Origin of the sequence: Lactobacillus colini (assembly GCF_017874575.1) — a bacterium.
GTDB classification, from domain to species: Bacteria; Bacillota; Bacilli; order Lactobacillales; family Lactobacillaceae; genus Lactobacillus; species Lactobacillus colini.
Window position 1 is genome coordinate 33,558 of record NZ_JAGGLU010000013.1, and the last position, 25,139, is coordinate 58,696.

Annotated in this window: 29 protein-coding genes, 2 tRNA genes and 1 pseudogene; 16 read left to right on the plus strand and 16 right to left on the minus strand. The window is 32.6% G+C overall.

The window, feature by feature from the left end; all coding sequences use genetic code 11:
- Nucleotides 1-10: 10 nt before the first annotated feature.
- The 5 genes from J2Z60_RS09385 to J2Z60_RS09405 all read right to left on the minus strand — a co-directional run bounded on the left by J2Z60_RS09385 (nucleotide 11) and on the right by J2Z60_RS09405 (nucleotide 4,505).
- Nucleotides 11-83 (minus strand) — tRNA-Thr (locus tag J2Z60_RS09385).
- Nucleotides 84-177: 94 nt separating this feature from the next.
- Nucleotides 178-825, minus strand: a complete 648-nt coding sequence (locus tag J2Z60_RS09390; protein WP_209687441.1) for an NAD(P)-dependent oxidoreductase — start codon at nucleotides 823-825, stop codon at nucleotides 178-180.
- A 221-nt stretch (nucleotides 826-1,046) separates the two neighbouring features.
- Complete coding sequence (locus J2Z60_RS09395; RefSeq protein ID WP_209687442.1) at nucleotides 1,047-1,895, minus strand: helix-turn-helix domain-containing protein; 849 nt, start codon at nucleotides 1,893-1,895, stop codon at nucleotides 1,047-1,049.
- Nucleotides 1,896-2,110: 215 nt separating this feature from the next.
- On the minus strand, nucleotides 2,111-3,196 hold the full coding sequence (locus J2Z60_RS11020) for an SLAP domain-containing protein (protein ID WP_209687443.1): 1,086 nt from the start codon (nucleotides 3,194-3,196) through the stop codon (nucleotides 2,111-2,113).
- A 646-nt stretch (nucleotides 3,197-3,842) separates the two neighbouring features.
- Nucleotides 3,843-4,505 carry a DUF4097 family beta strand repeat-containing protein gene (locus J2Z60_RS09405; RefSeq protein WP_209687444.1) on the minus strand — a complete coding sequence of 221 codons (663 nt, stop codon included), beginning with the start codon at nucleotides 4,503-4,505 and terminating at the stop codon, nucleotides 3,843-3,845.
- 315 nt (nucleotides 4,506-4,820) lie between these two features.
- Between J2Z60_RS09405 and J2Z60_RS09410 the strand changes: the two genes are divergently transcribed.
- The 5 genes and pseudogenes from J2Z60_RS09410 (at nucleotide 4,821) to J2Z60_RS09425 (ending at nucleotide 7,637) form a co-directional block, all read left to right on the plus strand.
- Entirely contained in the window at nucleotides 4,821-4,943 is a 123-nt protein-coding gene (locus J2Z60_RS09410) for a hypothetical protein (protein WP_209687468.1), read from the plus strand.
- Between the two features lie 194 nt (nucleotides 4,944-5,137).
- Nucleotides 5,138-5,314, plus strand: a pseudogene (locus J2Z60_RS11095) (tetratricopeptide repeat protein); the annotation flags it as partial.
- Between the two features lie 51 nt (nucleotides 5,315-5,365).
- Nucleotides 5,366-6,190: an ABC transporter ATP-binding protein gene (locus J2Z60_RS09415; RefSeq protein ID WP_245328790.1), complete on the plus strand. Its 825-nt coding sequence runs from the start codon at nucleotides 5,366-5,368 to the stop codon at nucleotides 6,188-6,190.
- Nucleotides 6,191-6,195: 5 nt separating this feature from the next.
- The gene (locus tag J2Z60_RS09420) at nucleotides 6,196-6,930 is read left to right on the plus strand and encodes an ABC transporter permease (protein ID WP_209687446.1); all 735 of its coding nucleotides are present in this window, start codon (nucleotides 6,196-6,198) and stop codon (nucleotides 6,928-6,930) included.
- Nucleotides 6,927-7,637, plus strand: coding sequence for an ABC transporter permease (locus J2Z60_RS09425; protein WP_245328791.1), 711 nt, complete (start codon nucleotides 6,927-6,929; stop codon nucleotides 7,635-7,637). Before J2Z60_RS09420 ends, J2Z60_RS09425 begins: the two co-directional genes overlap by 4 nt.
- Nucleotides 7,638-7,735: 98 nt before the next feature.
- Here the strand turns inward: J2Z60_RS09425 and J2Z60_RS09430 are convergent, their stop codons facing one another.
- Nucleotides 7,736-8,068 carry a winged helix-turn-helix transcriptional regulator gene (locus J2Z60_RS09430; RefSeq protein ID WP_209687447.1) on the minus strand — a complete coding sequence of 111 codons (333 nt, stop codon included), beginning with the start codon at nucleotides 8,066-8,068 and terminating at the stop codon, nucleotides 7,736-7,738.
- 164 nt (nucleotides 8,069-8,232) lie between these two features.
- Here J2Z60_RS09430 and J2Z60_RS09435 point away from each other — a divergent pair, with 164 nt between their 5' ends.
- The 4 genes from J2Z60_RS09435 to J2Z60_RS09450 all read left to right on the plus strand — a co-directional run bounded on the left by J2Z60_RS09435 (nucleotide 8,233) and on the right by J2Z60_RS09450 (nucleotide 12,169).
- The gene (locus tag J2Z60_RS09435) at nucleotides 8,233-9,255 is read left to right on the plus strand and encodes a zinc-binding alcohol dehydrogenase family protein (protein ID WP_209687448.1); all 1,023 of its coding nucleotides are present in this window, start codon (nucleotides 8,233-8,235) and stop codon (nucleotides 9,253-9,255) included.
- Between the two features lie 356 nt (nucleotides 9,256-9,611).
- Entirely contained in the window at nucleotides 9,612-11,126 is a 1,515-nt protein-coding gene (locus J2Z60_RS09440) for an ATP-binding protein (RefSeq protein ID WP_209687449.1), read from the plus strand.
- A 415-nt stretch (nucleotides 11,127-11,541) separates the two neighbouring features.
- Entirely contained in the window at nucleotides 11,542-11,907 is a 366-nt protein-coding gene (locus J2Z60_RS09445; RefSeq protein ID WP_209687450.1) for a type II toxin-antitoxin system RelE/ParE family toxin, read from the plus strand.
- Complete coding sequence (locus tag J2Z60_RS09450; protein WP_209687451.1) at nucleotides 11,897-12,169, plus strand: helix-turn-helix domain-containing protein; 273 nt, start codon at nucleotides 11,897-11,899, stop codon at nucleotides 12,167-12,169. Before J2Z60_RS09445 ends, J2Z60_RS09450 begins: the two co-directional genes overlap by 11 nt.
- Nucleotides 12,170-12,475: 306 nt before the next feature.
- Here the strand turns inward: J2Z60_RS09450 and J2Z60_RS09455 are convergent, their stop codons facing one another.
- The 3 genes from J2Z60_RS09455 to J2Z60_RS09465 all read right to left on the minus strand — a co-directional run bounded on the left by J2Z60_RS09455 (nucleotide 12,476) and on the right by J2Z60_RS09465 (nucleotide 14,722).
- Nucleotides 12,476-13,135, minus strand: a complete 660-nt coding sequence (locus tag J2Z60_RS09455) for a DUF4097 family beta strand repeat-containing protein (RefSeq protein ID WP_209687452.1) — start codon at nucleotides 13,133-13,135, stop codon at nucleotides 12,476-12,478.
- Nucleotides 13,136-13,151: 16 nt separating this feature from the next.
- Nucleotides 13,152-13,703 carry a hypothetical protein gene (locus J2Z60_RS09460; protein WP_209687453.1) on the minus strand — a complete coding sequence of 184 codons (552 nt, stop codon included), beginning with the start codon at nucleotides 13,701-13,703 and terminating at the stop codon, nucleotides 13,152-13,154.
- A 155-nt stretch (nucleotides 13,704-13,858) separates the two neighbouring features.
- On the minus strand, nucleotides 13,859-14,722 hold the full coding sequence (locus J2Z60_RS09465) for a helix-turn-helix domain-containing protein (RefSeq protein WP_209687454.1): 864 nt from the start codon (nucleotides 14,720-14,722) through the stop codon (nucleotides 13,859-13,861).
- Nucleotides 14,723-15,012: 290 nt separating this feature from the next.
- Here J2Z60_RS09465 and J2Z60_RS09470 point away from each other — a divergent pair, with 290 nt between their 5' ends.
- The 3 genes from J2Z60_RS09470 to J2Z60_RS09480 all read left to right on the plus strand — a co-directional run bounded on the left by J2Z60_RS09470 (nucleotide 15,013) and on the right by J2Z60_RS09480 (nucleotide 16,308).
- A complete protein-coding gene (locus J2Z60_RS09470) occupies nucleotides 15,013-15,402 on the plus strand; it encodes a LytTR family DNA-binding domain-containing protein (protein ID WP_209687455.1) in 390 nt (129 codons plus the stop codon).
- Between the two features lie 29 nt (nucleotides 15,403-15,431).
- Entirely contained in the window at nucleotides 15,432-15,740 is a 309-nt protein-coding gene (locus J2Z60_RS09475) for a bacteriocin immunity protein (RefSeq protein ID WP_209687456.1), read from the plus strand.
- Between the two features lie 310 nt (nucleotides 15,741-16,050).
- Entirely contained in the window at nucleotides 16,051-16,308 is a 258-nt protein-coding gene (locus J2Z60_RS09480; RefSeq protein WP_209687457.1) for a hypothetical protein, read from the plus strand.
- Between the two features lie 489 nt (nucleotides 16,309-16,797).
- Here J2Z60_RS09480 and J2Z60_RS09485 read toward each other — a convergent pair whose 3' ends face one another.
- A complete protein-coding gene (locus tag J2Z60_RS09485; RefSeq protein WP_209687458.1) occupies nucleotides 16,798-17,649 on the minus strand; it encodes a helix-turn-helix domain-containing protein in 852 nt (283 codons plus the stop codon).
- Nucleotides 17,650-17,748: 99 nt separating this feature from the next.
- Between J2Z60_RS09485 and J2Z60_RS09490 the strand changes: the two genes are divergently transcribed.
- Nucleotides 17,749-19,020, plus strand: coding sequence for an MFS transporter (locus J2Z60_RS09490; RefSeq protein ID WP_209687459.1), 1,272 nt, complete (start codon nucleotides 17,749-17,751; stop codon nucleotides 19,018-19,020).
- Nucleotides 19,021-19,673: 653 nt separating this feature from the next.
- Here the strand turns inward: J2Z60_RS09490 and J2Z60_RS09495 are convergent.
- The 6 genes from J2Z60_RS09495 to J2Z60_RS09515 form a co-directional block, all read right to left on the minus strand.
- Complete coding sequence (locus tag J2Z60_RS09495) at nucleotides 19,674-19,889, minus strand: hypothetical protein (RefSeq protein ID WP_209687460.1); 216 nt, start codon at nucleotides 19,887-19,889, stop codon at nucleotides 19,674-19,676.
- A gap of 85 nt (nucleotides 19,890-19,974) precedes the next feature.
- Nucleotides 19,975-20,328 (minus strand): hypothetical protein, encoded by a 354-nt coding sequence (locus J2Z60_RS09500; RefSeq protein WP_209687461.1) that lies wholly within the window; start codon nucleotides 20,326-20,328, stop codon nucleotides 19,975-19,977.
- A gap of 200 nt (nucleotides 20,329-20,528) precedes the next feature.
- Nucleotides 20,529-21,311: a PhzF family phenazine biosynthesis protein gene (locus tag J2Z60_RS09505; RefSeq protein WP_209687462.1), complete on the minus strand. Its 783-nt coding sequence runs from the start codon at nucleotides 21,309-21,311 to the stop codon at nucleotides 20,529-20,531.
- A 54-nt stretch (nucleotides 21,312-21,365) separates the two neighbouring features.
- Entirely contained in the window at nucleotides 21,366-21,677 is a 312-nt protein-coding gene (locus J2Z60_RS11060; protein ID WP_342590253.1) for a hypothetical protein, read from the minus strand.
- 28 nt (nucleotides 21,678-21,705) lie between these two features.
- The gene (locus tag J2Z60_RS11065) at nucleotides 21,706-21,861 is read right to left on the minus strand and encodes a hypothetical protein (RefSeq protein WP_342590254.1); all 156 of its coding nucleotides are present in this window, start codon (nucleotides 21,859-21,861) and stop codon (nucleotides 21,706-21,708) included.
- Between the two features lie 288 nt (nucleotides 21,862-22,149).
- Nucleotides 22,150-22,222: transfer RNA gene (locus J2Z60_RS09515), tRNA-Thr, on the minus strand.
- A gap of 122 nt (nucleotides 22,223-22,344) precedes the next feature.
- On the opposite strand from J2Z60_RS09515, the gene J2Z60_RS09520 reads away from it, so the two are divergent.
- From J2Z60_RS09520 to J2Z60_RS09530, 3 genes are all read left to right on the plus strand, one after another.
- Nucleotides 22,345-23,046, plus strand: a complete 702-nt coding sequence (locus J2Z60_RS09520) for an MgtC/SapB family protein (protein ID WP_209687463.1) — start codon at nucleotides 22,345-22,347, stop codon at nucleotides 23,044-23,046.
- A 118-nt stretch (nucleotides 23,047-23,164) separates the two neighbouring features.
- The gene (locus tag J2Z60_RS09525; RefSeq protein ID WP_209687464.1) at nucleotides 23,165-24,316 is read left to right on the plus strand and encodes an Mbeg1-like protein; all 1,152 of its coding nucleotides are present in this window, start codon (nucleotides 23,165-23,167) and stop codon (nucleotides 24,314-24,316) included.
- A 472-nt stretch (nucleotides 24,317-24,788) separates the two neighbouring features.
- Nucleotides 24,789-25,139 (plus strand): ROK family protein (locus J2Z60_RS09530; RefSeq protein ID WP_209687465.1); only part of this gene is annotated, 351 nt, incomplete at its 3' end.

Sequence of the window (25,139 nt, forward strand, 5' to 3'; positions counted from 1 at the left end):
TTATTCTTAATGCTGACTAAAGGATTCGAACCTTCGACCTCATCATTACTAGTGACGTGCTCTGCCAACTGAGCTAAGTCAGCGTCATGCGACATCTATTAGTATAACAAAGATAGAAATAATTGCAATACTTTTTCAAAAAAAGACAGCTAGTCTACCAACTAGCTGCTTCATTAATTACTTATTAACAACAGTGATACGTTCCTTGCTGTGCTTAGGGCTTAGTATCTCACTTACGACCAACTTGGCCATTGTCCCAGATGTAACAATAGATTCATGCTGGTCATTGAATAAGAGTTCGTCCTTGCCAATCACATAATCAGTAGCATCCCCTGCTTCAAACTCCATTGATGGAGATATTCCCAACCAGTCTATATCGTCAACACTGCTTAAATATTCTAATTCTTTCAATTGCTGACGAGGTGTGTTGATCCAAGCATCTGAACCATCTAACTTAGCAATATCTTCTACAACTAAGTGGCTATCTTCTCCTGTATGTAGACTGCCTGCACCTAAGATAAAGATTAAGCGAGTTTTAGCTCTCTTAGCAAGAGCAACTAACTTCTGAGCTAGACTTATCTGTTCACTAGCCTTGTCAGGACTAGTAGCAAAGGCGTCCACAATCACATCAAACTTCTCCAGTAAACTATCATCCATTGTCAAGATATCACCAATTAACAGACTAGCATCTGAGCCGAGAAGACTTTCAGCCTTAGACTTATTTCTAACAATACCAGTAACTTCAAATTCAGCTTGCTGGCTAGCTAGCTTATAGATCTCACTACCAGCCATTCCTGAAGCACCAATAATTCCAATTTTTCGCATAAATTATTACCTTCTTTCTTCTAAGAATTACTTTAACGATTTTATTTTAAAAAGAAAAATAATAAGTTTCAAAAAAAGCCACCATCTTACCTAATCTTAGATAAGATAGTGGCCCGTAGTAATTAACTTTCTCCAATACAAATAAAACTGCAAAATATTTTTACGCTAGCGTAAAAACGCAATAAAATTAAATGCTAGTTGTGTAATAATAAAAATGGTTGTTATTCTAGATTATAAATCTGTTTCACTTGAGAAAAGGCAAATTTATAATCTGATTTCAATTGTTTATATTTAGTCAAAGATTCTAGTTCAAGAAAGAGACTATCCAATCTCGAAGAATCATGATGGTCAATAAAAAATATGATATCGTTTAAGAATTCTAAATTATATTTGTAGTCAACAATATCATCTAAACTATTCAAAATACAAATTATTTTCCTAGCATATTCTACTTTCTTAGACTTTATTAAAACAAACGCCGCATTTAATAAAGATATAATTGCATAATTTGTATAAAAACCCTTTTCATGCATTGTACTGATAAGTTCTCTAGATAGCATGTAGACTAAATCAGGTTCTAACAGCAATTGCACATTAGAAAAAATAATTGTTTCATCAATTGTCCATACCTTAAGATATCGGCAATACTTCGATAATTCTAGTAGTTCAGTTTTAGTCATTACTGAATCCCTAGATTTGCCTGTTAGGTCAAGATAAAAATTAGCAGCCACTGCTGAAGGTAAAATTTCAATCTTACCATTGCGATATTGACTTAATAACTGATCTGTAAGACTTTTTAAGCCGTCTATATCATTATTTTTATACAGCTTTCTGACCTGATACATAATAGATATAGAATACTTATATTGTTTTGATAATAATTCATCATAACTTATATTTAACCGTTTTATCAGCTTTTCCACAATTTCAATTGGCATACCATCATTTGTAAGCCCGTTTTCCCAGCGAGAGAGGCGCGCTATGGAAGTTATTCCTTCACTCACTTGCTTCAGACTTAGATGTTTCTTCTTTCTTATTTCTTTGAATCTTAGACCAATCTGATTAGACATTAGAAAGGACCTCCATTCATGAAAAATATAAAATCTATTATTATTTCCATTATTATTGGTGGTGGATTAACCGTTAACGTTCCCATAGTTTTATCGCTGTTAAGCCACTTATCTTAATAGTCTAAAAAATACTTAATTACAAAAAATTGCTGATAATCGAGTTTCATTATAAACTTGGACTTATCAGCAATTTTATTTTAACTTTTTAAACTTTTCTATTCAAAATTAGCGACTTTTACGTATCTCTTGTTAGACTTAGTTGCTCCTTCAATGCGGTAATAACGTTTACTATTCTTGAATTTATAAGAGCTACCATAAGTTACAACTTCTGTACCTTTATTTAATACAGTTCTATCAGAGCGACGTTTACTTGTTGCATAAACATAAGCATTATGCTTTAAAGTACGCTTAGTACCATCAACATTACCTACTTTAATATAGTAGTTGGTATAAGTGCCGTTCGCATTATATACTTGATAGAACTTGCCACTTTCATAATACTTACCACCATCAATATTTACAACATTGTCTTTGACATAAATTGTACTGTAAGCTGAATATAGCTTCTTAGTAGTATCGCCGCTTACGCCATATCCTAGTGCTTTATGCATAACGGTTTTCTTTACAAGATTTGGCTTAGAATCTTTGCTATTTGCCAGATATTTAGTTGGAATCCAAAGTAAAGAATTTCCTGGCGCACCATTTGGATAATATTTATAAGAAACAGCGGAATAGAATTGATTATACTCATACTTAAGCTGATTGTTAATACTATATTTCGTGCCTTGATAGAATATGTCAATGTCACCCAAGCCATTTACCCAGTCTCTATCTTTCAAGTTTAACTGGAACAATTCGCTTGCACTCGGCTTAACGAATACCGTATAAGTAATTGTTGAAGTGGTACCATTTTTATCGTTAGTAGTTAACTTTACCTCACCAGTGCTGCCTGACTTAGAAGTATCCACTGTATTTGAATCTACAGTAACCTTGTCAGACTCATCTGATATTTTTACTTCACTGCCATTCGAAAGTTTAAAATCAAACGGGTTAAAGTTAGAGCCTTCATCAACTTGAAAATATTGTCCATCTGGATTAATATTTTCTTCTTTTTTATTCAATGTGAACTTGGCTACAATATTAGTTGCATTTTTTGCTTTAGTAGTAGACTGATCAGTTACTTGTGATAAAACTTGAGAATTAGTTGTACTTTCCGCATTTACTGAAAAAGTATTTACTATAGATGGAGCTATCGCTAATAAAGCAGCAGCTGTTACACTAATAATTTTAATTTTCTTCATATATAATTCCTCGTTCTTAAACACAATTAAAGTTTCTAATCAATTTATAAATTAATTAGAAACCTCATTACTTAAATAAAAACAAATCTGACTACTTTTACAGATAGATGATTTAATTCTATCTATGGTCAATATACACTATTTATAACTGGAATGTATCCGTTTTTACGCTAGCGTAAAAGAAAATATTTAATTTTTTCTAAAGGCTTTGTGTAAAACAAAAGTAATTCAAACTTAGCGTATTGTGCTGGGATTTAAAAAGCCACCATCTTACCTAATACTAGATAAGATAGTGGCCCGTAGTAATTAACTATGCCTTTTCCTGAGTCTGAAATAATCAAATATGGAAATTATTGTAAATGCAATATCCATTGGAATTAAGAAGATGAACATAGTCCATCCCCATAAGAGCATTAAAACTATGTTAGCAACAATAATCAGTATAACTGGAATTAAAGCATACCACGTACCTAATTTTTTATATAGGAATGCTGGTAATCTTTATAAAAAGGCGTCATTCCTAAGCCTAAAATAAGTACCAATATAATTCCTCGAATTAATAAACTACTCATAATAACTCACTACCTTTTTAGAAGCATGGAACAAATAGACAGTTAGATAATTAAGATCCATTTAAAAGTGACAATTATAATACTTGAATATTACCATTGGAATTACTAATTTCTAAGACGTTAGTTCTTGATTCAATTTTAGAGAAATCATCTGCAACCTTTAATTTCTTAAAGCGATTGGTTCCATTTGAATTAGAGAAATCATAACCCGAAGCATTAGAATGTTCTACAGTGATGTTGCCGTTCGAACTTGATAATTCAAATCCAAATTGTGATTTCAAATCAGATATTGTTACGTTCCCATTAGATGTAGCAATTGACCCCTTTTCAGTATTGAGTTTATCTACATTTACATTGCCATTAGATGTATTAATTACTACATTTTTCAATTTTTTAGCTGGTAGTGTAATGGTAAGATTGTGGACATTTTTTGAAAAGAAGTTAAATGTGAACCTGCGTGGCGAAGAAATATCCAGCTTACCATTTCTTACTTTAACAACTGGGGCTAACTTCTGAGGACCATCATAGTTTACAGCTGGCTTACTTCCTATCTTAATGCGAATATTGTCGTTGTTATTTGTAATTGAAATCTCATTAATAGTCTTAGATAATAATTCAGAATTATTGCTCTGTCTTGCTTCTTCATTTGAAGTTTGGATATTTTGAAATAGTGCAGTAGTCCCGCCTGCTAATACTAATAAGCTTGCTGATAAAGCTAATTTTTTCGATATAGACATTCGTCTACCTCCTTTTTTCAAATACACTAGGTAACTATTGTTATATTAATATTTTATCTCAGAATTGTAGTAATTAATACTTGTAACTAGCCAAGGTATGTATCAATATTCTGGATAGAGAATATTATTTTACTTTATAATGATACAAACTTATGAGAATTCGGTAATTTATTACCGAGATGAAACCAGCTTTTTAGTTGATTTTCTATTTTGCCTGATACGAGGAGCAATAAATATGCACAGAGTTGTTTATCCAGCTGTTTTAGATGATTCTGAAAATGGTAAAAAAGTTATTATACAGTAGAATTTCCTGACATCGAAGGTGTATTTAGCGAAGGCAACAGCTTGGCACAAGCTCTGTACAATGCTGAGCAAGCTTTAGGTTTAGCGCTATATGATGTTCCAAATAGCAACTTACCTACTCCTAATGCCATTTAAGACGTAGAGCAGTTTTGCAAAGCAAACTATCCTAATGCTAAGGTTTATTCAATAGTAAGTGACTTAGAAGAAGCAGTCCAAGAAATTAAACCAGTAATGATTAAAAATCTGCAGTGATTTAGACTAAAAGCTGGAGTAAACTTTTCAAAATTATTAACTGAAACAATTGAAACCAAATATAAATTTAATGATAAATGATTAAAAAATTAATTTTTTACATTGATTTTAAATATATTAGTATTATAATTTTATTTATCAAATATGAACGGAGATCTAACTATGACTTTAGGTGGGATTGTATCATTAGTGAAGTCCTATCTTCATTAGCTTATATATTTTATCAAGAAAAAAATTATCAAAACGCTATTAATTATTCAATTAATGCGGTTCTTTCTTATTCTAAGATAGGAGGAATAAGTGGAATGGTCGAGGCTAAGAAACTCTTACCACTGATCCACTTGGAATTGATTATGATTATGCAAAACACAGTGCTTAAAGCCAAAGGAATTACTCGTTACTACAATGATAAGAAAAACAAAAAGATATTCCATGCAATAGAAGACATCTCCTTCTCTGTTCACGAAGGAGAAGTTGTGTCATTTGTTGGACCGAATGGTGCCGGCAAGACTACCCTACTTAAGTCGATCTCTAATTATTTAGTACCAACTTCTGGATCTATTAAAATTATGGATATAGATTTATTAAAAGATCCCAAAAAAGCTCGCCGAAAATTAGGTGTCGTTTTTGGTGGTGATCGGGGTTTTTATAACAATGCAAGCGCTAAAGATAATCTAGAATTCTTTGCACGCTTACTATATGTCAAAGAAAAAGACATTAAGATAAATGTCCTAAATGCATTAAAAACAGTAAATTTAGATAATGTAGCCAATAAAGCTGTGGGAACCTTTTCTAAAGGAATGCTCCAGAGGCTTCATATTGCTCGTGGATTAGTTAATAATCCAAAAATACTAATGCTAGATGAACCAACTGTTGGCCTAGATATCGAATCAGTTTTATCAATTAGACATCTAGTTAAAGAACTAACTAAAAAGGGCTGTGGGATTATCTTAACTAGTCATAACATGGAAGACATTGAAACTCTAGCAGACACAATCTTTTTAATCGGTAGTGGAAGAATTCATTATCAAGGTAGTCTTGAAGGCGTTAAAAAATTTGCCCAAGTTGATGCTAACTCTACTCTTACTCAGGCATATTTAGCTGTTAGTGATGAATTAAAGAGAAAGTAAGGATTATGCGATTTTTAAAACTAATTCTTTTTCAATTAAAGTTATATGTCAAAAACTCCTACTTTGTAAATTTAGTCTTAATCGAAACTACGATGATGCTCTTATATGAGTACTTATCTAAATACATTTCTCAAGATTATACTGGTCTTGAGTGGCTAGTTGCTGGAATAATGGGGACTTGGGCTTCTTGCACTACTAGTGCAGGAGCTCTTGGCTATCAGCGATTTCAAGGAACTTTGATGTACCTTTTGAATACTGCAATTCCAAGAGAGGAAGTATTATTAGCCACCTTATCTCCAGCCGCATTATACGGATTAGTAGCCTTTCCACTGGCTGGAATAGAGTCACTTATCTTAAGAATGCCATTAAAATATGTTGATTGGCAATTATTATTAGGAATTATTTTATTTTGGCTAGCTTCTGTCGTTCTCAGCTACTTTATTAGTTTATTCTTTTTATTAATAAGGAATGCTATGCAATATGAGCAATTAGTATTGCTACCAATTTTACTATTGTCTGGTATGTTGGCAGTTCCAAGTTCAATAGAGAATGTAATTCGACCTTTCCAACTTCTTAGTCCCCTCAGTCTACCAATTAGAACTATATATCATCAATCTATTTCGACAAGTTGGATATGTTCCTATATTTTAATTATTATATTCTTTTTCGTACTTGCTATACTACTAACTAATTACGTAGTTCAAAAGGCATTCAAAGAAGGGAGGCTGAATATATTTTGAGTTCTTATCGCGTAACATTACGGTCAATTGCTAACTTTGATAGCTTACAAACTATCTTAGTAGATTATTTGCTAATGCCACTTATTTCATTAATATTATTCTTATTAATTGCATTTAATTCCACCCAAGACTACACTCGTGTTTTAATCGGGACAGCGGTTACTACTGGAGTAGCTACAGGTATTGGTATTATCTCAGCTTCTAGTGTTTACGATCAAAATATTAATATTCTTGATGATATAGTTTCAATTAGACCATCAATTTTTAAATATTGGCTTCCCAAGTTTGTTATTGCTAGTATCGCTACCGTAGTTGAAGTGATACTACTTGGTTCAATTGGCCTAATCTTGTTGGGAAAAAGCTACCTTCTTTGGAAACTATTCTTAAGCTTACCTCTTATAATTATAATTTCTTGTCTATTAGGATATTTTGGTAGTGTTTTAGGTATAAAAAGAGAAAACCCATACTGGCTAACTAACTTCTTTAGTGCATCTTTGGTCATCTTTTCAGGGGTAATTATTCCTGTTTCAGAATATCCAGCATGGCTCAAGATATTTGCAGAATTATTTCCAATAAGTAATATTTTGGATTGGACAATGACAAGTTCAATAATTAATAGTGATTTACTCATTATTATCACTAAGCTATTAATCTGGACCATGGTATGTGTAATTACTGACAACATAGTTTTAAGCAAGAATACTTAAAATATACCTGCATTATTATGTTGTATGTACATCATCTTATTTTATAAATATAAACTAACAATATTCACTTCTTCTTTAATAATTCAATCCACTACCAATTAATGGGTTGAATTATACATTCTACCCCACTTTTCCATTTCAATAATAATTGGCTCAAGTGTTTTGCCTAATTTAGTTAACCTATATTCTGTTTTTGGAGGAATGACTGGGTATATCTTCTTGCTGATAATCTTATCTTGTTCCAATTCACTTAGTTGTAATGACAACATTCTTCGAGAACAATTAGGCATGCTTTTTTGAAGTTCACTAAATCTGCATACTTCTTGTCTTATTAAATGATACAAAATCACACTTTTCCACTTACCGGAGATTATTTGGAGCGTACTTTCAACGGGGCAGCCCTCACTGCAGTTATATATATGCCTTTTCATGCAATCCCATCCTTCCATTATAATCATACATTAATTGATAAGATATTCACCAAGGGAAAAAATTGTTACATTGGCATTTTAAATTCTCTTCTTGTTTATAAGTATAGGTCTACTAGTATTAATTAATGAACAGAATAACAAGACTATACAAGAGGAGATTTTTTATGAAAGCTATCGGTTTCACCAAACACTTAAACATTAATAATCCAAATAGTTTATTCGAATTCGAAAAAGATGTGCCCTCTCCTAAAGGACATGACTTATTAGTTAAGGTTAGTGCTGTTTCCGTTAATCCAGTTGACGTTATTGTACGTCGCAGCGGCCATAACACATTAAATACTCCTAAAGTCATAGGCTGGGACGCCTGTGGTGTTGTAGTCAAAGTTGGGAATAAAGTATCACTCTTTGCACCTGGAGATAGGGTCTTTTATGCTGGTTCATTCAAGCGACCTGGCAGCAATAGTGAGTATCAATTAGTCGATGAAAGAATTGTCGGCTCTGCACCCAAAAAGTTAAGCAATGCAGAAGCTGCAGCAATGCCACTTACATCACTAACCGCATATGAGGCCTTATTCGAACAATTATCTATCCCGCAAGATAAGTCCGCAAATACTGGCAAAACGATTTTAATTATTAATGGCGCTGGTGGTGTAGGATCAATTGCCACACAACTCGCCGCAAATGCAGGTCTAACAGTTATCGCATCTGCTTCCCGCTTAGAAAGTATCAACTGGGTTAAGAAGCTAGGTGCTAAATATACTGTTAATCACCGCAAGAATTTGGTTAACGAAGTACGAACCCTAGGCTATAAATATGTTGATTACATTCTAGAATTAAAGGACATAGATAGTCATTGGCAAGAAATATGCGAATTAATTAAGCCAGAAGGTTCTATTGCATCAATCACCGAGAATAAACGCCCCATTAATCTAAGATTACTAACACCTAAAAAAGCTACCTTCGCATGGGAATGGATGTACACTAAATCTTACTACCACACCTCCGATATGCAGACACAACATGATATTTTAGATGAGATTTCTAAGCAACTAGATCAAGGCAAATTGCAATGCACTCTAACTCAATCCCTATTACCTTTAAATGCTAGAAACTTAAGAAAGGCACACAGCTTAGTAGAAACAGGACACATGATCGGAAAGGTTGTTGTTTCTAAATGGAATAATTAAATTAGTCAACTATCTAAAATGACAAAACAAGGCAAGGAAGCTTGATATTTCAGCTATCCTGCCTTGTTTTTCTATATTCAAAATTATCTCATTATTTAGCTTGATAATGAATAAATACTTTGGAAAATAAAGGATAATAAAAATACGACTGTTAAACCTTGATAAATCAACATTCTTACAACATATTATATTCTAATGGACTTATTTGAGAAAATGAAAGATAATAGAGGATAATGGGAGATAATAAAAGATAATAAAAGATAATGAAATTAAGTGCTCTGATCCTTGATAAATCAGCATTCTTAAATTATATATTGTTGTAAAGTATTTATTTAAGAAAATGGAGGATAATAAAAATGAACTCTTCGGAATTACTAAATCTAATTACAAATGATAATGAATCTGAGACAGTTGAATACAAAACGGGATTGCGAGATGCAAAAACAATCGGTCAATATATTTCTGCTCTTGGCAACTCAGCGTTAGAAGCTAATGTACCAAAAGCATACTTAATATGGGGAGTAGAAGATAGAACAAAAAAAATTGTAGGAACTAGCTTTGACCCATATCTTGAAAAAGCGACAATTGAAGGTAAAAAAGGTCAAAGTAAGAAAAGTAATATTGAATTTATTTTCTATTTAAATAAATACATTGATCCAAAATTAAATTTAATATGGGATACTTGTGAAATTAATGGCAAAAAGCTAGTTTGTTTAACTATTGATGTTAGCCATATAAACCAACCACTCAAATTTATGGGAATAGATTACATAAGAGTTGGCAGCTCTAACCAGAAGTTAAATTTATTTCCAGAAAAAGAAAGAAGAATTTGGGAATCATTTGAATCTTCAAAATTTGAACTTGAATTTGCTAAAACTGGTCTAAGCTTCAAACAATTATCAGAATATTTAAACTTAAATTTCTATATTCATCATATTAATGAAGAAATTAATAACGACTCAGCTTTAAAATCTAGTCTTATTCACAATAATATTGTTTCTCAAGTAGGTGAAAATTTATTCAATATTACTAATCTTGGTGCATACACATTCGCAAAGGATCTTCATCAATTTACATTGCTTCAGGATCGTTCTATTTTTATTACTCGATACCGAGGAAATATGAAATTAGATAATGCTAGTTATAATGAAGTTGAAAGTACAGGAATTATTGTTGCATTTGACAAAATATTGAAAGATATTATGGACCATATTCCATACCAAGAAAATTATGATGATGGCCCTAGAAAAGATGAATATAAATTTCCTAAGATTGCAATTAGAGAATTACTGGCCAATGCTTTAGTCCATCAAGATTTCACCATTTCTGGAATGCGCCCAATGGTTGAAATTTTTGATAACCGCGTTGTCTTTAGTAATCCTGGCATCCCATTAATTGAGCCTCTACGATTCTTAGATGTTCCACCTCGATCAAGAAATCCCGAATTAGCAAATATCCTGAGCAAATTTTATATTACAGAATCTCGTGGAACTGGAATAGATAAAGTCGTTTATTCCTTAGAAAAAGCTCATCTACCAGCAATTGAAATCTTGAGTAAAGGCACAACAGCAACTCAAGTAACAATTAGAGAAAAGAAGTCTTTCAAAGACTTATCAGCCACCGAAAGAAATGCGGCAATTTATTGGGATGCCAGCTTAAAGTATGTTAACGATCTAAAAATCAATAACGCCTCTATTCGAAAATCATTTGGCTTAAATAATAAAGATACTCCTACTGTATCCAAGGCCATCACTTCTAGCATTGAAGCTAAATTAATTAAGCCATACGATGAAAATACCAGTAAAAGATTCATGGAATATATTCCATATTGGGGTATTAGCGTTCAAGATGGTTATCAAAGTTTGAGATAATCCATCCCTCACTACTAAAAAAGAAGATAAATGCTTAAGTACAAGACTTATCATTTATCTTCTTTTTCGTTCTTTTAACTTAAATGAGATTAATTCGCAAACCCCTACCAACAGTGCAATACAAGCATATATCTTAACTAACATGACAAATACATAGAAGTTAAATACTAACATAAAAGCTAATACTATCATGGCGATTGCTTCAATGTATAAAAATACCAGGTCTAGCTTTCTTCTTAAAATCCACTTTTCAGTAGGGGTATATCTTTTTTTCATTAACCAAATCATCAACTCCAACTAGCGCTAAACATAACTTTCATTTTCTTTATGTTAGCATGTTTTCAGTATTAAGTAATGGATTTGCCTATTATAGCATATATAGTGAAAATTTACATATATATGCTATAATGACCTTATGGAAAAACCTGAATTTGAATCATACAAACGCCCTAACGGACATGATGAATTTCTCGAATGGTTAACCCAGCTTAAAGTTGAGGATCGTGCAAAATTATTACAAATAATCACTGATACCGAAGAACATGGACTATTGGTTGCTGAACGAATGAAATGGGTTAAAAAAATTGAAACAGAAAAAAATCTATATGAACTAAGGAGTAAATTAGCCAATAATATTCAAAGAGCCTTATACTTCCACGTTGAAGGCTCAAGATATGTAATCACACATGGATTCACTAAAAAGACACAAAAGACACCATTAAAAGAAATAAAACATGCCGTTGCTTTACGAAAAGAATGGAGAATAAACAATGAAAATTGATGACATTTTAAAAGAGCAGTTAAAAGATCCTAAATTTGCACAAGCATACTATAGTGAAAAAGAAAAATCTGCCAGTGCTTTAGCCTTATATTACGCTCGTGAAGAAGCTGGATTAAGTCAAGCAGATTTAGCTGAACGAGCTAACGTTCCCCAATCTACAATTGCAAGAATTGAGCGTGGAGGTAATGTTACTTTCGACAAATTAGCAGAAATTGCACACGCCATGGGCAAAAAATTAAAAATAGAATTTTTAAATCAGTAACACATGAACTCCACTTTTCAGTAGGGGTATATCTTTTTTTCATTAACCGAATCATCAACTCCAACTAGCGCTAAACATAACTTTTATTTTCTTTATGGTAGCATATTTTCAGTTACTAGTTCTATAGTAGCGTATTTTTTACCATATAGATTAAAACAGATCTATTTGGTTGATTTTTATACTTATCGGTAACTTATCTACACGCAAATAAATAGCCAACTCAAATAAATGAGCTGACTTTGTTTATAAATTAATCATCGAGTTTTGACTATCTATTTATATAGAGAAGAAATAAATTCATATTGCTTAAAATACTTGAATATCACCATTGGAATTACTAATCTCTAAGACGTTAACTTTCGATTCAATTTTAGAGAATTCATCTGCAACCTTTAATTTCTTAAAGCGATTAGTTCCGTTTGAGTTAGAGAAATCGTATCCCGAAGCATTAGAATGTTCTACTGTAATATCACCATTCGAGCTTGATAATTCAAATCCAAATTCTGATTTCAAATCAGATATTGTTATATCCCCATTAGATGTAGAAATTGTTCCCTTTTCGACATTGAGCTTGTCTATGTTTACATTGCCGTTAGATGCATTAATCACTATATTTTTCAACTTCTTAGCTGGCAATGTAATAGTAAGATTGTAGTCATTCTTTGAAAAGAAATTGAAAATAAAGCGATGCGGCGATGAGATATCTAGCTTTCCATTCTTTACTTTTACAACTGGAGCTAACTTTTGTGGACCATCATAGTCTACGTTTAGCTTATTTCCAGTTTTAATACGAATGTTATCAGTGTTATTTGTAATTGAAATTTCATTAATAACTTTAGATGATAAATCAGAACTATTGCTCTGAACAGCTTTTTCATTTGAAGCTTGTACATTTTGAACTACTGCTGTCCCACCTAACAATGTTAATAAGACAGATGACAAAATTAATTTCTTTGATATAGACATGTTGTGTACCTCTCTTTTAAATATATGCAATAACTGTGTTTCCTTCTTGCTTCAATATGTTACCTATAATCTTTTTTAATTTCTTATCCAAAACTTCAGTATTAATACTACTTAGTTCAACAATATTTTCTTGCTCTAATGGCATATTAGCAAAAGACATGATACTCTTTTCTACTCCATCAAATAATAAATTTTGTTGAAATTCTACATTAGCAGCTGCTCTTTTTAATTCATCTGAACTTAAATTTGAAAAGCTTTCAAATACATTTTTTATATTATTTTCTATTAACGTAGTATCTTCAACACTGCATGAAGTTAATAATTGAAGATATATTCCATTTCCTCTAAAAATAGGAATTGCTTGAAAATAATATAGTTCATGAACAACTTTTTTCATTTCATAGAGTAATGAATGATTTCCAGAATTTAGTAAAGAAAATAACATACTTAATGCTAATATTTTTTCTTTATCTAATTTAACATCCTCAATTTTAAATATTTTTGATAGATACGCTAATTTACCACTTCCTCTTTTACCAATTACAGTCTTCTCAGGATTAATAGTCATCGACTCAAAATTATTATTTGCTATAGATGTCTACATTAAATGACATTAGTTTTAATGATTCTACTACTAATCTTTATGGTTTTAGTATATTGAAAAAAATATTAATTATAACAAAAAAGTCGTATTTGAATTTTAATTTCAAATACAACCCTGTATTAATTAATATGATTCATTAGAAAATTATTTATCTTCCTACCATATTCCTCCATATTGAGATTTATAAGAGTTTCAATAGATTTCTTACAATTAATTAAATACTTTTTTTCTTTTAAATCTTTATACCTAATTAAATTTTCAAAGAAAAATAAATTATTCTTATAAAAAAATAACTCTGGTCTAGTCGGAATTTTATCAGCAGCGTCCATAAAAAATGAGATGCCACTATAGTTTTCATTCTCAATTGCAATAGCAAGTATATTACAAATTATAGCTAAAATTGCTACTTGAATTTTAATATTTTTACTATCTTTATACTGTTGAATTATATTTTTCGCAATAATTTTATTACTGTCAAAATCATAAAAAATCATAAAATTGCAATAAAGAGTAATAGTATTTTTATCAAAGCTAGGATTACTAAATATCTTATCTTTAATCTTATTTCGTAAATCCATATCAAACAATTTTGGATTCTTCTTTAATGATTCTATCCAACCATCGACTAATAGCTGTTCTTCCTCCTTATTCTCCTTAGAAAGATTAGTTTCATTTATTAATTGTCGTATATTGTTTAATTTTTTATAATCATGACTATAGTAAGCTGAAATCATTATATTATGTAAATTTTCCATTTGTTGATGTTGTACATCATCACTTTGGTTTAATCTACTAAAAAAATTCCACAGTGGGATATTATTATAATGTAGCAATTCAATTAAGCTAATTGCCGTAATTCTATGTGAATTTTTTTCTACCTTTGAATAGTATGACTGGCTTATTATTGCGCCATTATTCGTAAAATCTTTCTGCTTTTTGCCTTGTGATATACGATATTCTCTTAATAACTCACCAATTGTCATGTTAAGATCTCCTTGTATTATAATATATCTTTTTCAACATAAATTGTTTCAATTTATTACCGTACTCAATCATTCCCGAAAGTTGTATAGCATTAATAACAACATCTCAATTATTCAAAAGTTCTTGTTTTTTATTTAATGGTATAGATTTAGCTGAAGCAATCAAGAAGTTCGATGAAGATGCTCAGATTATCTTTGTTACTGCATATGATAAGTATGCTCCACTTACATACCAGCGAAGAATTGGTGCGATTGACTATATTAATAAGTCTCAATCTCGTGAAGCAAAGATGGAAAGATTAGAAGAAACACTTCGTCAATCATTCGGTAGAATTGACCATATTAGAAATGAAAATGTCAAAGACTTAGTTTATAAGGTTGGTCGACAATATGTAAAGGTAGCTCAAGATAACGTTGTTTATGTTGCAACTAGCTTGAATCAACATAAGCTGATTATGGCTACAAAGAGTGGACAAGTTGAGTTCAAAGATACTCTTGGTCACATTGAGAAGAATAATGACTGGCTTGTGAGAGTGTCACAGTCATATCTAATAAATCCAGAGAATATTGTTGATATAAATATGCCATCGCATGTTATCTCTATGGTCAATGGCAATAAAGCAGTATTCTCTAGGTTGTATAAGGATGTTATGATAAGGTTATCTTCGGAGTTAAAGTAAGGGATAACTTATTTTTATTACGGATAGATATGAAAATTAACCAGATAGGTACAGGTATTATGAGTTATAGTGAATTAAAAACTATCTTGCAAGATATTTCTTCAAATACAGCTATTATGCAAGACGAAGTATTACGTAAAGCTATTGTCGCAGCTTTAAAGAATTTAAACGAAAACGATAATAGCAAGGTAATTGTTAATCTGAAGCAAGCACTTAATATTTATTCTTTATCTCATCACTTCCAACTACCTAAGGAATTAGCTTCCTTGCAAGTAGCCTTAGATAAGCCGGATAAGTGGAGCAGTGCTGGAATAACTGGTTCGTTAACTAATTTATAAATATTCAACATTTAGTCAGTTCAACAGTTTGGACTGGCTTTTATTTATCTAGCCATATCGTCGCTAAGTTTAGTGAACTGCGTAACTAGTAAAATAATACGAATGGAGATCTTTGCCCAGGATTATACAACTTGAGGGGTGAGAATTAATCATTCCTGCATTATTAATTCAATTGTACTAATCCGTAGCATTAATTACGGATAGGTATAAAAATCAGCAAGTTAGGTATGATTTCCCTAAGTAAATGCGTAATTAAGTATAATATAGTTGTAAATAAAGAGATAAAGATTATAGAAATGGAGGATAAAAAATGAAGGGCAAGTCATTAATACAAAAAATAAAAACAAAGAAAGATTGGACCAAAAAAGAATTACTTACTAGAAGCATTATTGCAGGATTATTAGTAATCTTGGTGAATCTTTTGTTTAATATATATCGTTTTACATCCTTCCAAAACTTTTTAAATTATCTAAAATCAGTTGACTTCATTATATACTTGGTCGGAGCAATAATTTATGTTCCATTCATGTACTGGTTTATGTCACAGTTTGTTGATCTAAAAGATTGATAAAAATACAATCTTTTTGGAGGATCAAGTTTTCTAAACTAGAATTCTTGATTCTTTTTTTATTATACTATCCTTTGCTAAACTTTAACGACATCCTTTTTACCAAGGTCGATCTCCAAATACAATACCAATAAGCTTTCACCCACTTTCTTAAACAATCTATTTAATTACTTATATGGAATAATCCACGGTGGTAATGATAAAAGTGTCATATTAAATTTCTCCTGATTTATTTGAATTTAATAAATACACCATCTACTGTAATTTCTAAATTTTCCTTTTTAGAATCATGTACAGCTGATTTTTCTTTAGTACTTTTCTTTTTTTTCATGCTTATTCTTCTGTATTTACATGGAACTTCATTAAAGCTAAATCCAATGGTTTCATCTTGTCTTTCCTTTCGTATAATTAATGCTTTAAGTATATTCGGAAAATATCTGTATAAATAAAAGAGTTCGTATTTGAACCTTTTTCTACAAATACGAACCTTTAATTTTTAGAATATTTAATTAATACAGCATTTAAAGTGCGACTATATGCCTCCATACCGGCTGCCTTAAAGCTAGCAATGATAGCCTTACAGGTAGCTAAGCTATCTTTTTCTTTCTTTTGTCGATAAGCAATCAAATTCTTATATAGAGCAATTACTTCTTTAGCAAACAGCAGCTTAGGCTTAGTAGATATTTTATTAGCGCTTTGCAATAAATAGTCTACATAGCTGTAGTTATTACCCTTAATCGATAGATAAATTAAATTGCCAATAATACCTAATAATAATTCTTGAATATTACTGTCCGTAGTATCGAGGTATTTATTTAAAGCTTGTTTAGTAATGATAAAGTTACTTTCAAGGTCATAAAATTCCATGAAATTACAGAATAAATTCAGCTTATTTAAATCCAAAAATGGAATGTTAAAAACCTTATTCTTTAGATCCTCTCTAAGCTTAATATCTGGTGCTTCTTCAGATCCCTTCATACATTCAATCCAGCCAGCAACAATTAGTTTTTCTTCTTCACTGGAAAGACTGCTATTAGCACTTTGCTTTTTCAACTGTTCAAGCTTAGGTCTGTTAGCTTGATAATAGGCTTGCATCACTTCTTCTTCAAGATTATTTTGGTGTCCATGTTGTAAATCACTTTTTAAACTAAGTTTTTTCAGAAACGACCATAGTGAAATATTATTTTGTTCTAAAAGATCAATCAGATCTTCCGCCGTGATACGATGTTCATTTTTTTCTACCTTAGAGTAATAAGAGCGACTAATAATATTTCTAGCAAATTGGGCTTGTGTTAATCCTTTGGTCACTCTATATTCCTTAAGCAATTCACCTATTTGCATTAAATCTCCCCCACTAGATGTTCGAATATGAACTTTTTGAGAATAATTTTACTTTCTTGCTAAGATTAAATCAATACTAAAAGTAAAGGAGTTAAAACTATGAACGTATTTCTTAAAAATAAAAATTATCGTAGATTTTCAATTGCCAGCTTCCTTTCTAGTACTGGCGATATCTTGTTTTACTTAGCATTCATGACTTATGCTAGTAAGTTACACAATTATTCGTTAGCTTTATCATTAATTGCAATTTCAGAATCAATTCCTAAATTATTTGAGATTTTTGCGGGATATTTAGCAGATCGAACAAAGAATAAATTCAAAAATATTTTCCTAATGGCTATTGCCAGATTTCTTCTCTATGGTATTGTAGGACTTTTATTTGCCAGTCAAATTTCCGACTGGAATTTGGTCTTAGCTGTTGTATTTATTAATTTGCTTTCTGATAGCTTTGGCTCTTATTCAGGTGGATTAGTATCGCCTTTAATTACAGATATAGTTGGCAAAGAGGAGTTCGGTGAAGCAGAAGGTTTTACAGGTGGCATCTCGCAAATTATCAACATGGTAGCCCAATTCATTGGCTCTGGCCTATTACTATTTCTGTCTTACTCCAATTTAGCTTTTCTTAACGCCTTCACCTTTCTAGTAGCAGGTCTATTATATGCAAGTGTTGGCTTAAATCAGCGCAAGACAGAAAAACAAGCAGAAGAAGTTAATAACCAAAACTTTTTTACAACTATGAAAGATGCTTTTACGCAAGTAAAAAGCTCTCAAGGCTTGTTAACCATTGTCTTAGTTGTTGCTTTAATTAATGGAGCATTGGGTGCAATGAGCTCATTAGTACCAATTGTGATTGCTGGTAATAAGTCAACCATGATTATCGGTAGTTACAGCTTTACTATGGCTTTGATGGGTGTATTTGCCAGTTGTGGTGCAGCCTTAGGCAGTATGTTCGGACCACAATTATTCAAGAAAGTATCCGCCTTTACAATGACCATCGTTGCCGTCATGTTAAGCCTTTTGACTACTTTAGCAGCACTTAGCGGTAATATTTATGCAATTTTACCCAGCTTTTTTGCTTTAGCAGCTAGTGCAAGCATTGCTTCAATAAAGTTAACGCAATGGCTAGTCAATACGGTTGAGCGTAAGATACTGGCTTCTTCAATGGGCTTGCTTAATACTATCGTTATGGCAGCCTCACCAGCAATGACCACAGTATTTACTACTATTTCAGGTTTAGGTAATGTCAAATATGCACTAATTGCATTGCTAGTAGTTGAAATGCTTGTTTTAGCAATAGCTAGTAAGATTAGTTTAAAAATAAACATAAGTAAAGTTAATCTAGACAAGCAAGCTACAGAGACAACTAAATAAGTGTAAATTATACTAATCAAGCAAAAGTCAATTTAAATTAATGAGTTGATTTTTGCTTACGTATTAACTTTTTCAAATAAAAATTGAGATCTTTTAAACATGCAACCCCTCCTTTATAGATAAGTTCAATTCTTCATATCTAAACTGTCTATCATTTCTAACCTAATTGCTTCTCTAGTCCGTGCCTTTTGCACTAGAAGTCAAGTCCACAACTGCGATGAATGACCTCCCCTACCTTTCGCCTTTAAGTCAGTGTAATCTTTTAATCATAACTTATAACCATGCTAAACGTATCTAACACAGTAGTTGGTTAGACTGGTTGTAGTCACCATTTGACGTTTTTCAGACTTCCTAAGTCCTATCATACGCTAGACTTTATCTGCAGCAGCTCTCGACACTTGCTGAAGTTGTTTTTCAACTCGGATACTCCAGCGTTTAAAAAATCCGATTAGTAAAAGCGATAATCATTAAGTTGGTTATCGCTTTTGCTAATCTTCTTTTCTAAGTTTTTAACCTCAATTAAAGAAGTTTTATTCATATACGCTTATTAATTTAAAAACTCACATATTCCCAAAACAAAAAGCCAAGTATTAGCTACTTAATAAGTACCCTAATATACTTGGCTTTATTTAAAAGTATTAGCTAAATGCAGATTAACTAAAGAACATCATAATTACACATATGATACCAGCAAGAAACATTATTCCACCAATAACATACCCTGCAATAACAGCAAAACCTAAGAATTGATTAGAATTTCCTTTGTTAGTTTCTGCTGTTACTTTAACATAGCTCTGCGCATGTTTAATTGTAATGAATCCAGCCACTAGTAATAATACACCTATAACCAAGTAGATAATGTGTTGCATAATTCTCACCTAGACAATTCTATTTTAAAAATATTTAAAGCACTTTCTTAGGTTTATTTTACTTCAAATAAACATAAAATTGTCATTAGCTTTCGATTTTTCTTTCAACCAAGATAAGTAGTCCCGCAATTAAACAAGCAATAGTGATAACTTCGATCGTACCTACGATACCAGGAAATGGGTTACCACTTGGCAGTACCACGAGAGCAATTACAATATCTGGAATAGCACAAATGACTGATATAACAGTATAACTAGCTACATATTTAGGAATGATTGCTGCTAGTATTGGACTTACCACCATCATGATCGGAATTAATAATAATGGCAATTGTAATATCGTATCCCAACCGCTAGCAGATCCTACATATAGCAAGTAACTTAAGCAAATGAACTCAGTAAGAGCTGTTGTTATCTTCAACTTAATCATATCTTTCATAGTTAACTTCCTCTGTATAATAATCTAATTTACCCTCATTAATTCGATTGATACTTATATAATACACGGATTTTTCACTATTCTTTTAAAAAGTACCTATTCGGTCGATTTTCGTACCTATTCGGTAATTTTAGTTTAATTCCAAAATAAAAAGTATTAGATAAATCACACTTCACTGAGTAATTATCTAATACTTTTCACTATTGAATTGCCAATTCACCACTTGAATACAATACTGCATCCCCTGCCAAGACAACACTATCACCATCATCTTCACAGTAAAGCACACCGCTACGATCTGAAGCTTGATAAGCGGTGATTTCTTTTTTGCCCAATTTATCAGACCAATAAGGAATAATGTGGCAATGTCCACTACCACACACTGGATCTTCATCCACATCTAACTTAGGCGCAAATGACCGTGACACACAATCATATTCATTGCCTTGTGCAGTTGCATGTTGTAATAAGCCCGGCAACTTCTTCAACTTATCTTGGTCAGGCTTCATGCTTGTAACATCTGTTGCTTTGTCGAATACACATAATAAATCTCTGCCCAGATAAGCACTACTTGGAGCCACGCCAAATGCCTCAGTCATCTGATCTGTTACGGCAATTGGCTTTAATTTATAAGCAGGGAATTTCATTGCATACCTGTCTTTAATCTTAGTAACTGTTAAATCACCACTCTTGCTAGTAGTAAAAGTCACAGTTGCACCAATATCAGGATTATTTTTAAAAATTACAAAAGCTGTCGCAAGTGTGGCATGCCCACATAGATCAATCTCCCCACCAGGTGTGAACCAGCGCAATAAGTAATGATTATCATCTTGCTTAATGGCAAAGGCGGTTTCAGAGAAGCGATTCTCCAGTGCAATATTCTTCATTATCTCTTCGCTCGGCCACTTATCAACTAAGCACACAGCAGCGGGATTTCCCTTAAACAACTGATCTGTAAAGGCATCTACAATGTATATCTTCATCTTAATCACTTTCTAAATATTTATTTGATTAGCTCAATTCTACTGCATTAATGCCTACATTTCATCAAAACTAATCAACTTACAACCAACTTCTTTAGCTAATTGATGACAATCCTTCGTAAAGCCAACCTTAGAAAATAAGTAATAGTACTTCACCGGATAGTTAAAAAGATCACTGTTAATAATTAATTTTTCTAAAATATCACGGCTAATTGTCTCATTCTTCCACCTGCACCCGCCAAAGATAGCAAATGATGGATCATCAGCTATAGATACTTTCTTAGCAAAATAGGACAGATATTGCGGAATACCACCGGCAATTGCATATAATTCAAATGCCTCTAACTTATCATAATTCTTAAGCATTGCTTGCGCTTCTAAAAAATTGAATGGTTCAAGCTTCAGCTAAATAAGAATATTCATCAATTACAAATACCAGTTGTTGAGTTTGAACAAGACTAGCAATACGATTCAACAAAGCATCAAAGTTAGGATAAATTGGACCATTTTCTAGATTAGGATTTCCGAATTGACTAACGGCATTACTCATCCTTATAAGATTTGATTATGCATTTTCTTGCGTAGCCGTATAAAAAATCGTTGCCTTATCTTTTATAAATTCTGAAATTAGCTCTGTCTTTCCTATCCTGCGCCGACCATAGATAACTGCACGTTGAAACTCATTAGCTTGATAATGATTATTTATAATTATTTAAATTATTATTTAAGCACTAGACAAATAGTATGTACAAAATTTTTATACAAAAAAATTATCCTTAACTTATCTTCGTAAAGAGTTGATAAATCAAGGATAATTACTTTAAATGATTCTTCTTAATGCTGACTAAAGGATTCGAACCTTCGACCTCATCATTACTAGTGACGTGCTCTGCCAACTGAGCTAAGTCAGCATTATCTCTAACACAATTAAATATTTAACCATAATCTGACCTAAGTTGCAAGAGAATTATAAAATTATTTTCAAAAAATATTTTTCTGCTAGAATATGAAGTTGCAAGGAGGGGGAATTTTGATGTCACACTTTTTAACTATTTCTATCCAATTAGATTGGCTCTTTAGGGTCTTAGTTGCAGCCCTTTGTGGTGGGATTATTGGTTATGAGAGGGCTACCCAGCGCAAGAGTGCCGGAATGAGAACTCACATGGTGGTTGCGGTAGCTTCTGCCTTATTTATGATTGTTTCTAAGTATGGGTTCTTCGACCTCTTAAGACTAAATGATATTTCACTTGATCCATCTAGAATTGCTGCTCAGATCGTTACTGGTATCTCCTTTATTGGCGCAGGTACTATCTTAGTTAGACGTGAGCAAGTTTCAGGGTTAACTACTGCTGCAGGTGTTTGGGCAACGGCCGCAATTGGTACAGCAATCGGAGCTGGTATGTATATTATTGGGGTTGTCAGCACAATCTTTTTATTCATTATTCAGATTATCTTCCATGATGATAGCTTCATTAACTTCATTATTCTACATATCCGCTTCACCATTCGCATTGAAGCAGATTACCATGATGGTATCTTGGCTGAGCTGAAGAAGGAGCTTGAAGCTAATGAAGTTGAACAAGTTACTTTGAAAGTTATTAGTCTAAACGCTAAGCACATCTCGGTCTACGTCGATGGTGTAATCAAGAATCGCAAGGACGAGAACGATATCATCTTAAATCTTGAAAAGAACCCTAATATCCGCAGCATTGTTTATAGCCGTGGCGGTAAGTAATAATTATCCTCATGAGTTTTCTCATGGGGTATTTTTATTAAAAATATCTTTGACTAGGTTTCAGTAGCTAAAGACGATACAATGATAAGTATACTTAGTCTTATGAAAGGATAATTTTATGGCACATTTACTTGATTACGTTCGTTGGCGTGGTGATCTTGCTTTCGATATAGAACCATTTAATAGTTTAGATGCTGCCTTATTTGCGGCGCTTTCTTACCTACCTTTTGATAAGTCAGTTACTGGTCATACTCTTGGCGAAGCTTCTGAGCGTTTATACTACAAGCGCATTAAGCCTTATAAATTAGGACCTGCTGAGAATCTTGAACTACAGCTAATGCCAATCAGTGCCCGCTACAAGAATATCGAATTCGTCGACTGGTCAAAAAAAATCCAAAAGCGCCCCGCTATCCAATTCACTGCTGCTACCTTCAGAATTGCGCCTAAGAAGATCCTAGTTAGCTTCCGCGGCACTGATGGTAGTATGATTGGAATTACTGAAGATGTCTATATGAGCTATCAACCAGAAATTACTGGTCAGACAGTTGCAGCTAATTATCTGCAAGAGATCGCCAATCGCTTCCCTAATAGCGAGATTATTACTGTCGGTCACTCTAAGGGTGGTAACTTCGCCACTTACGCAGTTGCATCCCTGCCACCCCAAGACCAAGATCGTGTTATTAAGGCTTATAGCTTCGACGGACCAGGCTTTATGAAGGAGACTTACGATACCCCTAACTTTCAATCTGCTATCTCCAAGATGATTACTTATGTTCCTGAGGGTTCCATTTTCGGTATGATGTTAGACCATCCTGAGCGCACCTTAGTAGTCAAAAGTGACGTCAACATGATGAAGCAACATGACCCACGCCGCTGGAATGTTGCACGTGATGGCTTTGTCTTAGCACCAGGTCTTACTAACACCAGCCGCATTATTAGAAATTCATTTATTTCTTGGAATACTGAAATCCCCCGCCAGCAACGTCAAGCATTCTGGTTAGCTTTGTTCTCTGCAATTGAGAACCAGAACATTACTGAATTTAGTCAATTAAAAGCTAATAAGCTCCGAGCTGCTATTCAATTCAGCTATACTTATTTAAATCTTCCACCAGATATCCGCTTGATTGCTAATCAAATCATTTCTGATATTGCTGCTACGGCTAGAACTCATGTCAATATTCCTCTAATCAACAAGGCCGATACTCTTAAGCCACTCGGTAATGATTCCAGCAAAGGACCAATTGTACTAGATAGCTACAATGGTGCTTAGTTTCACGTGAAACGTGTGCTACATTTAACTTCTACCATAACAAAAAATTGCCACTATTTTTGATTTTAGTGGCAATTTTTTTATTTTATGAATCAAGTCTTCTCAACTGACTATCTTGATAATAGAATTAACTAAATTGGTAAGAGCTTCTAAGAAGTCCATCGAAAAGTCTCGCTCTAAGCGAAAATAAAAAAGCAAGTGATGCCGTGATACAATTTTTTTGCTAGGTTGTTAACGGCTCATTTGCTATAAACAATTGATACAACCGTTCTTGAAACGGCTCTAATCTACTGAGGTGCTGTTGGTAGCAGCACCTTTTTTGACTTCTAGGTATTATTATACAAGCTTTGCAGCTTAATTCAATAATTATCAAATACAATAAAAATATATATTTTACCTGCAAGCGCTTTACAATGGCATAATTTTTTCATATAGTTATCTCATAATAATACAAAAAAAGGATGACAATAATATGACAGATAAAAAATACGTAGGTAGTATCGAAGCTGGCGGTACTAAATTTATCGTTGCTGTACAAGACGTTGAAAGCGGCAAGATTATTGCTCAAGATCGAATCTCAACTCAAGATCCTAAAAAGACTCTTGAACAAAGTGCAGCCTTCTTCAAAGAGAATCCTGTTAATGCACTAGGTATCGGAACCTTTGGTCCAATTGATATTAATGAGAACTCTAGAACCTTCGGTTATATCTTAGATACCCCTAAGCCTGGTTGGTCTGGAACTAACTTTAAGGGGTACTTTGAAAAAGAACTTGATATCCCTGTTGTAATGACTACTGACGTTAATGCTTCTTGTTATGGCGAA

Coding starts and splice junctions, on each gene's coding strand:
- J2Z60_RS09405 (WP_209687444.1), bottom strand. CDS start 4,505: ATGTCTATATCGAAAAAATTAGCTTTATCAGCAAGCTTATTAGTATTA.
- J2Z60_RS09485 (WP_209687458.1), bottom strand. CDS start 17,649: ATGCAAATAGGTGAATTGCTTAAGGAATATAGAGTGACCAAAGGATTA.
- J2Z60_RS09440 (WP_209687449.1), top strand. CDS start 9,612: ATGAACTCTTCGGAATTACTAAATCTAATTACAAATGATAATGAATCT.
- J2Z60_RS09450 (WP_209687451.1), top strand. CDS start 11,897: ATGAAAATTGATGACATTTTAAAAGAGCAGTTAAAAGATCCTAAATTT.
- J2Z60_RS11065 (WP_342590254.1), bottom strand. CDS start 21,861: ATGAGTAATGCCGTTAGTCAATTCGGAAATCCTAATCTAGAAAATGGT.
- J2Z60_RS09475 (WP_209687456.1), top strand. CDS start 15,432: ATGAAAATTAACCAGATAGGTACAGGTATTATGAGTTATAGTGAATTA.
- J2Z60_RS09470 (WP_209687455.1), top strand. CDS start 15,013: ATGGAAAGATTAGAAGAAACACTTCGTCAATCATTCGGTAGAATTGAC.
- J2Z60_RS09505 (WP_209687462.1), bottom strand. CDS start 21,311: ATGAAGATATACATTGTAGATGCCTTTACAGATCAGTTGTTTAAGGGA.
- J2Z60_RS09420 (WP_209687446.1), top strand. CDS start 6,196: ATGCGATTTTTAAAACTAATTCTTTTTCAATTAAAGTTATATGTCAAA.
- J2Z60_RS11020 (WP_209687443.1), bottom strand. CDS start 3,196: ATGAAGAAAATTAAAATTATTAGTGTAACAGCTGCTGCTTTATTAGCG.
- J2Z60_RS09395 (WP_209687442.1), bottom strand. CDS start 1,895: ATGTCTAATCAGATTGGTCTAAGATTCAAAGAAATAAGAAAGAAGAAA.
- J2Z60_RS09455 (WP_209687452.1), bottom strand. CDS start 13,135: ATGTCTATATCAAAGAAATTAATTTTGTCATCTGTCTTATTAACATTG.
- J2Z60_RS09430 (WP_209687447.1), bottom strand. CDS start 8,068: ATGAAAAGGCATATATATAACTGCAGTGAGGGCTGCCCCGTTGAAAGT.
- J2Z60_RS09500 (WP_209687461.1), bottom strand. CDS start 20,328: ATGAAAGATATGATTAAGTTGAAGATAACAACAGCTCTTACTGAGTTC.
- J2Z60_RS09490 (WP_209687459.1), top strand. CDS start 17,749: ATGAACGTATTTCTTAAAAATAAAAATTATCGTAGATTTTCAATTGCC.
- J2Z60_RS09390 (WP_209687441.1), bottom strand. CDS start 825: ATGCGAAAAATTGGAATTATTGGTGCTTCAGGAATGGCTGGTAGTGAG.
- J2Z60_RS11060 (WP_342590253.1), bottom strand. CDS start 21,677: ATGCTTAAGAATTATGATAAGTTAGAGGCATTTGAATTATATGCAATT.
- J2Z60_RS09435 (WP_209687448.1), top strand. CDS start 8,233: ATGAAAGCTATCGGTTTCACCAAACACTTAAACATTAATAATCCAAAT.
- J2Z60_RS09495 (WP_209687460.1), bottom strand. CDS start 19,889: ATGCAACACATTATCTACTTGGTTATAGGTGTATTATTACTAGTGGCT.
- J2Z60_RS09480 (WP_209687457.1), top strand. CDS start 16,051: ATGAAGGGCAAGTCATTAATACAAAAAATAAAAACAAAGAAAGATTGG.
- J2Z60_RS09415 (WP_245328790.1), top strand. CDS start 5,366: ATGGTCGAGGCTAAGAAACTCTTACCACTGATCCACTTGGAATTGATT.
- J2Z60_RS09525 (WP_209687464.1), top strand. CDS start 23,165: ATGGCACATTTACTTGATTACGTTCGTTGGCGTGGTGATCTTGCTTTC.
- J2Z60_RS09520 (WP_209687463.1), top strand. CDS start 22,345: ATGTCACACTTTTTAACTATTTCTATCCAATTAGATTGGCTCTTTAGG.
- J2Z60_RS09445 (WP_209687450.1), top strand. CDS start 11,542: ATGGAAAAACCTGAATTTGAATCATACAAACGCCCTAACGGACATGAT.
- J2Z60_RS09460 (WP_209687453.1), bottom strand. CDS start 13,703: ATGACTATTAATCCTGAGAAGACTGTAATTGGTAAAAGAGGAAGTGGT.
- J2Z60_RS09465 (WP_209687454.1), bottom strand. CDS start 14,722: ATGACAATTGGTGAGTTATTAAGAGAATATCGTATATCACAAGGCAAA.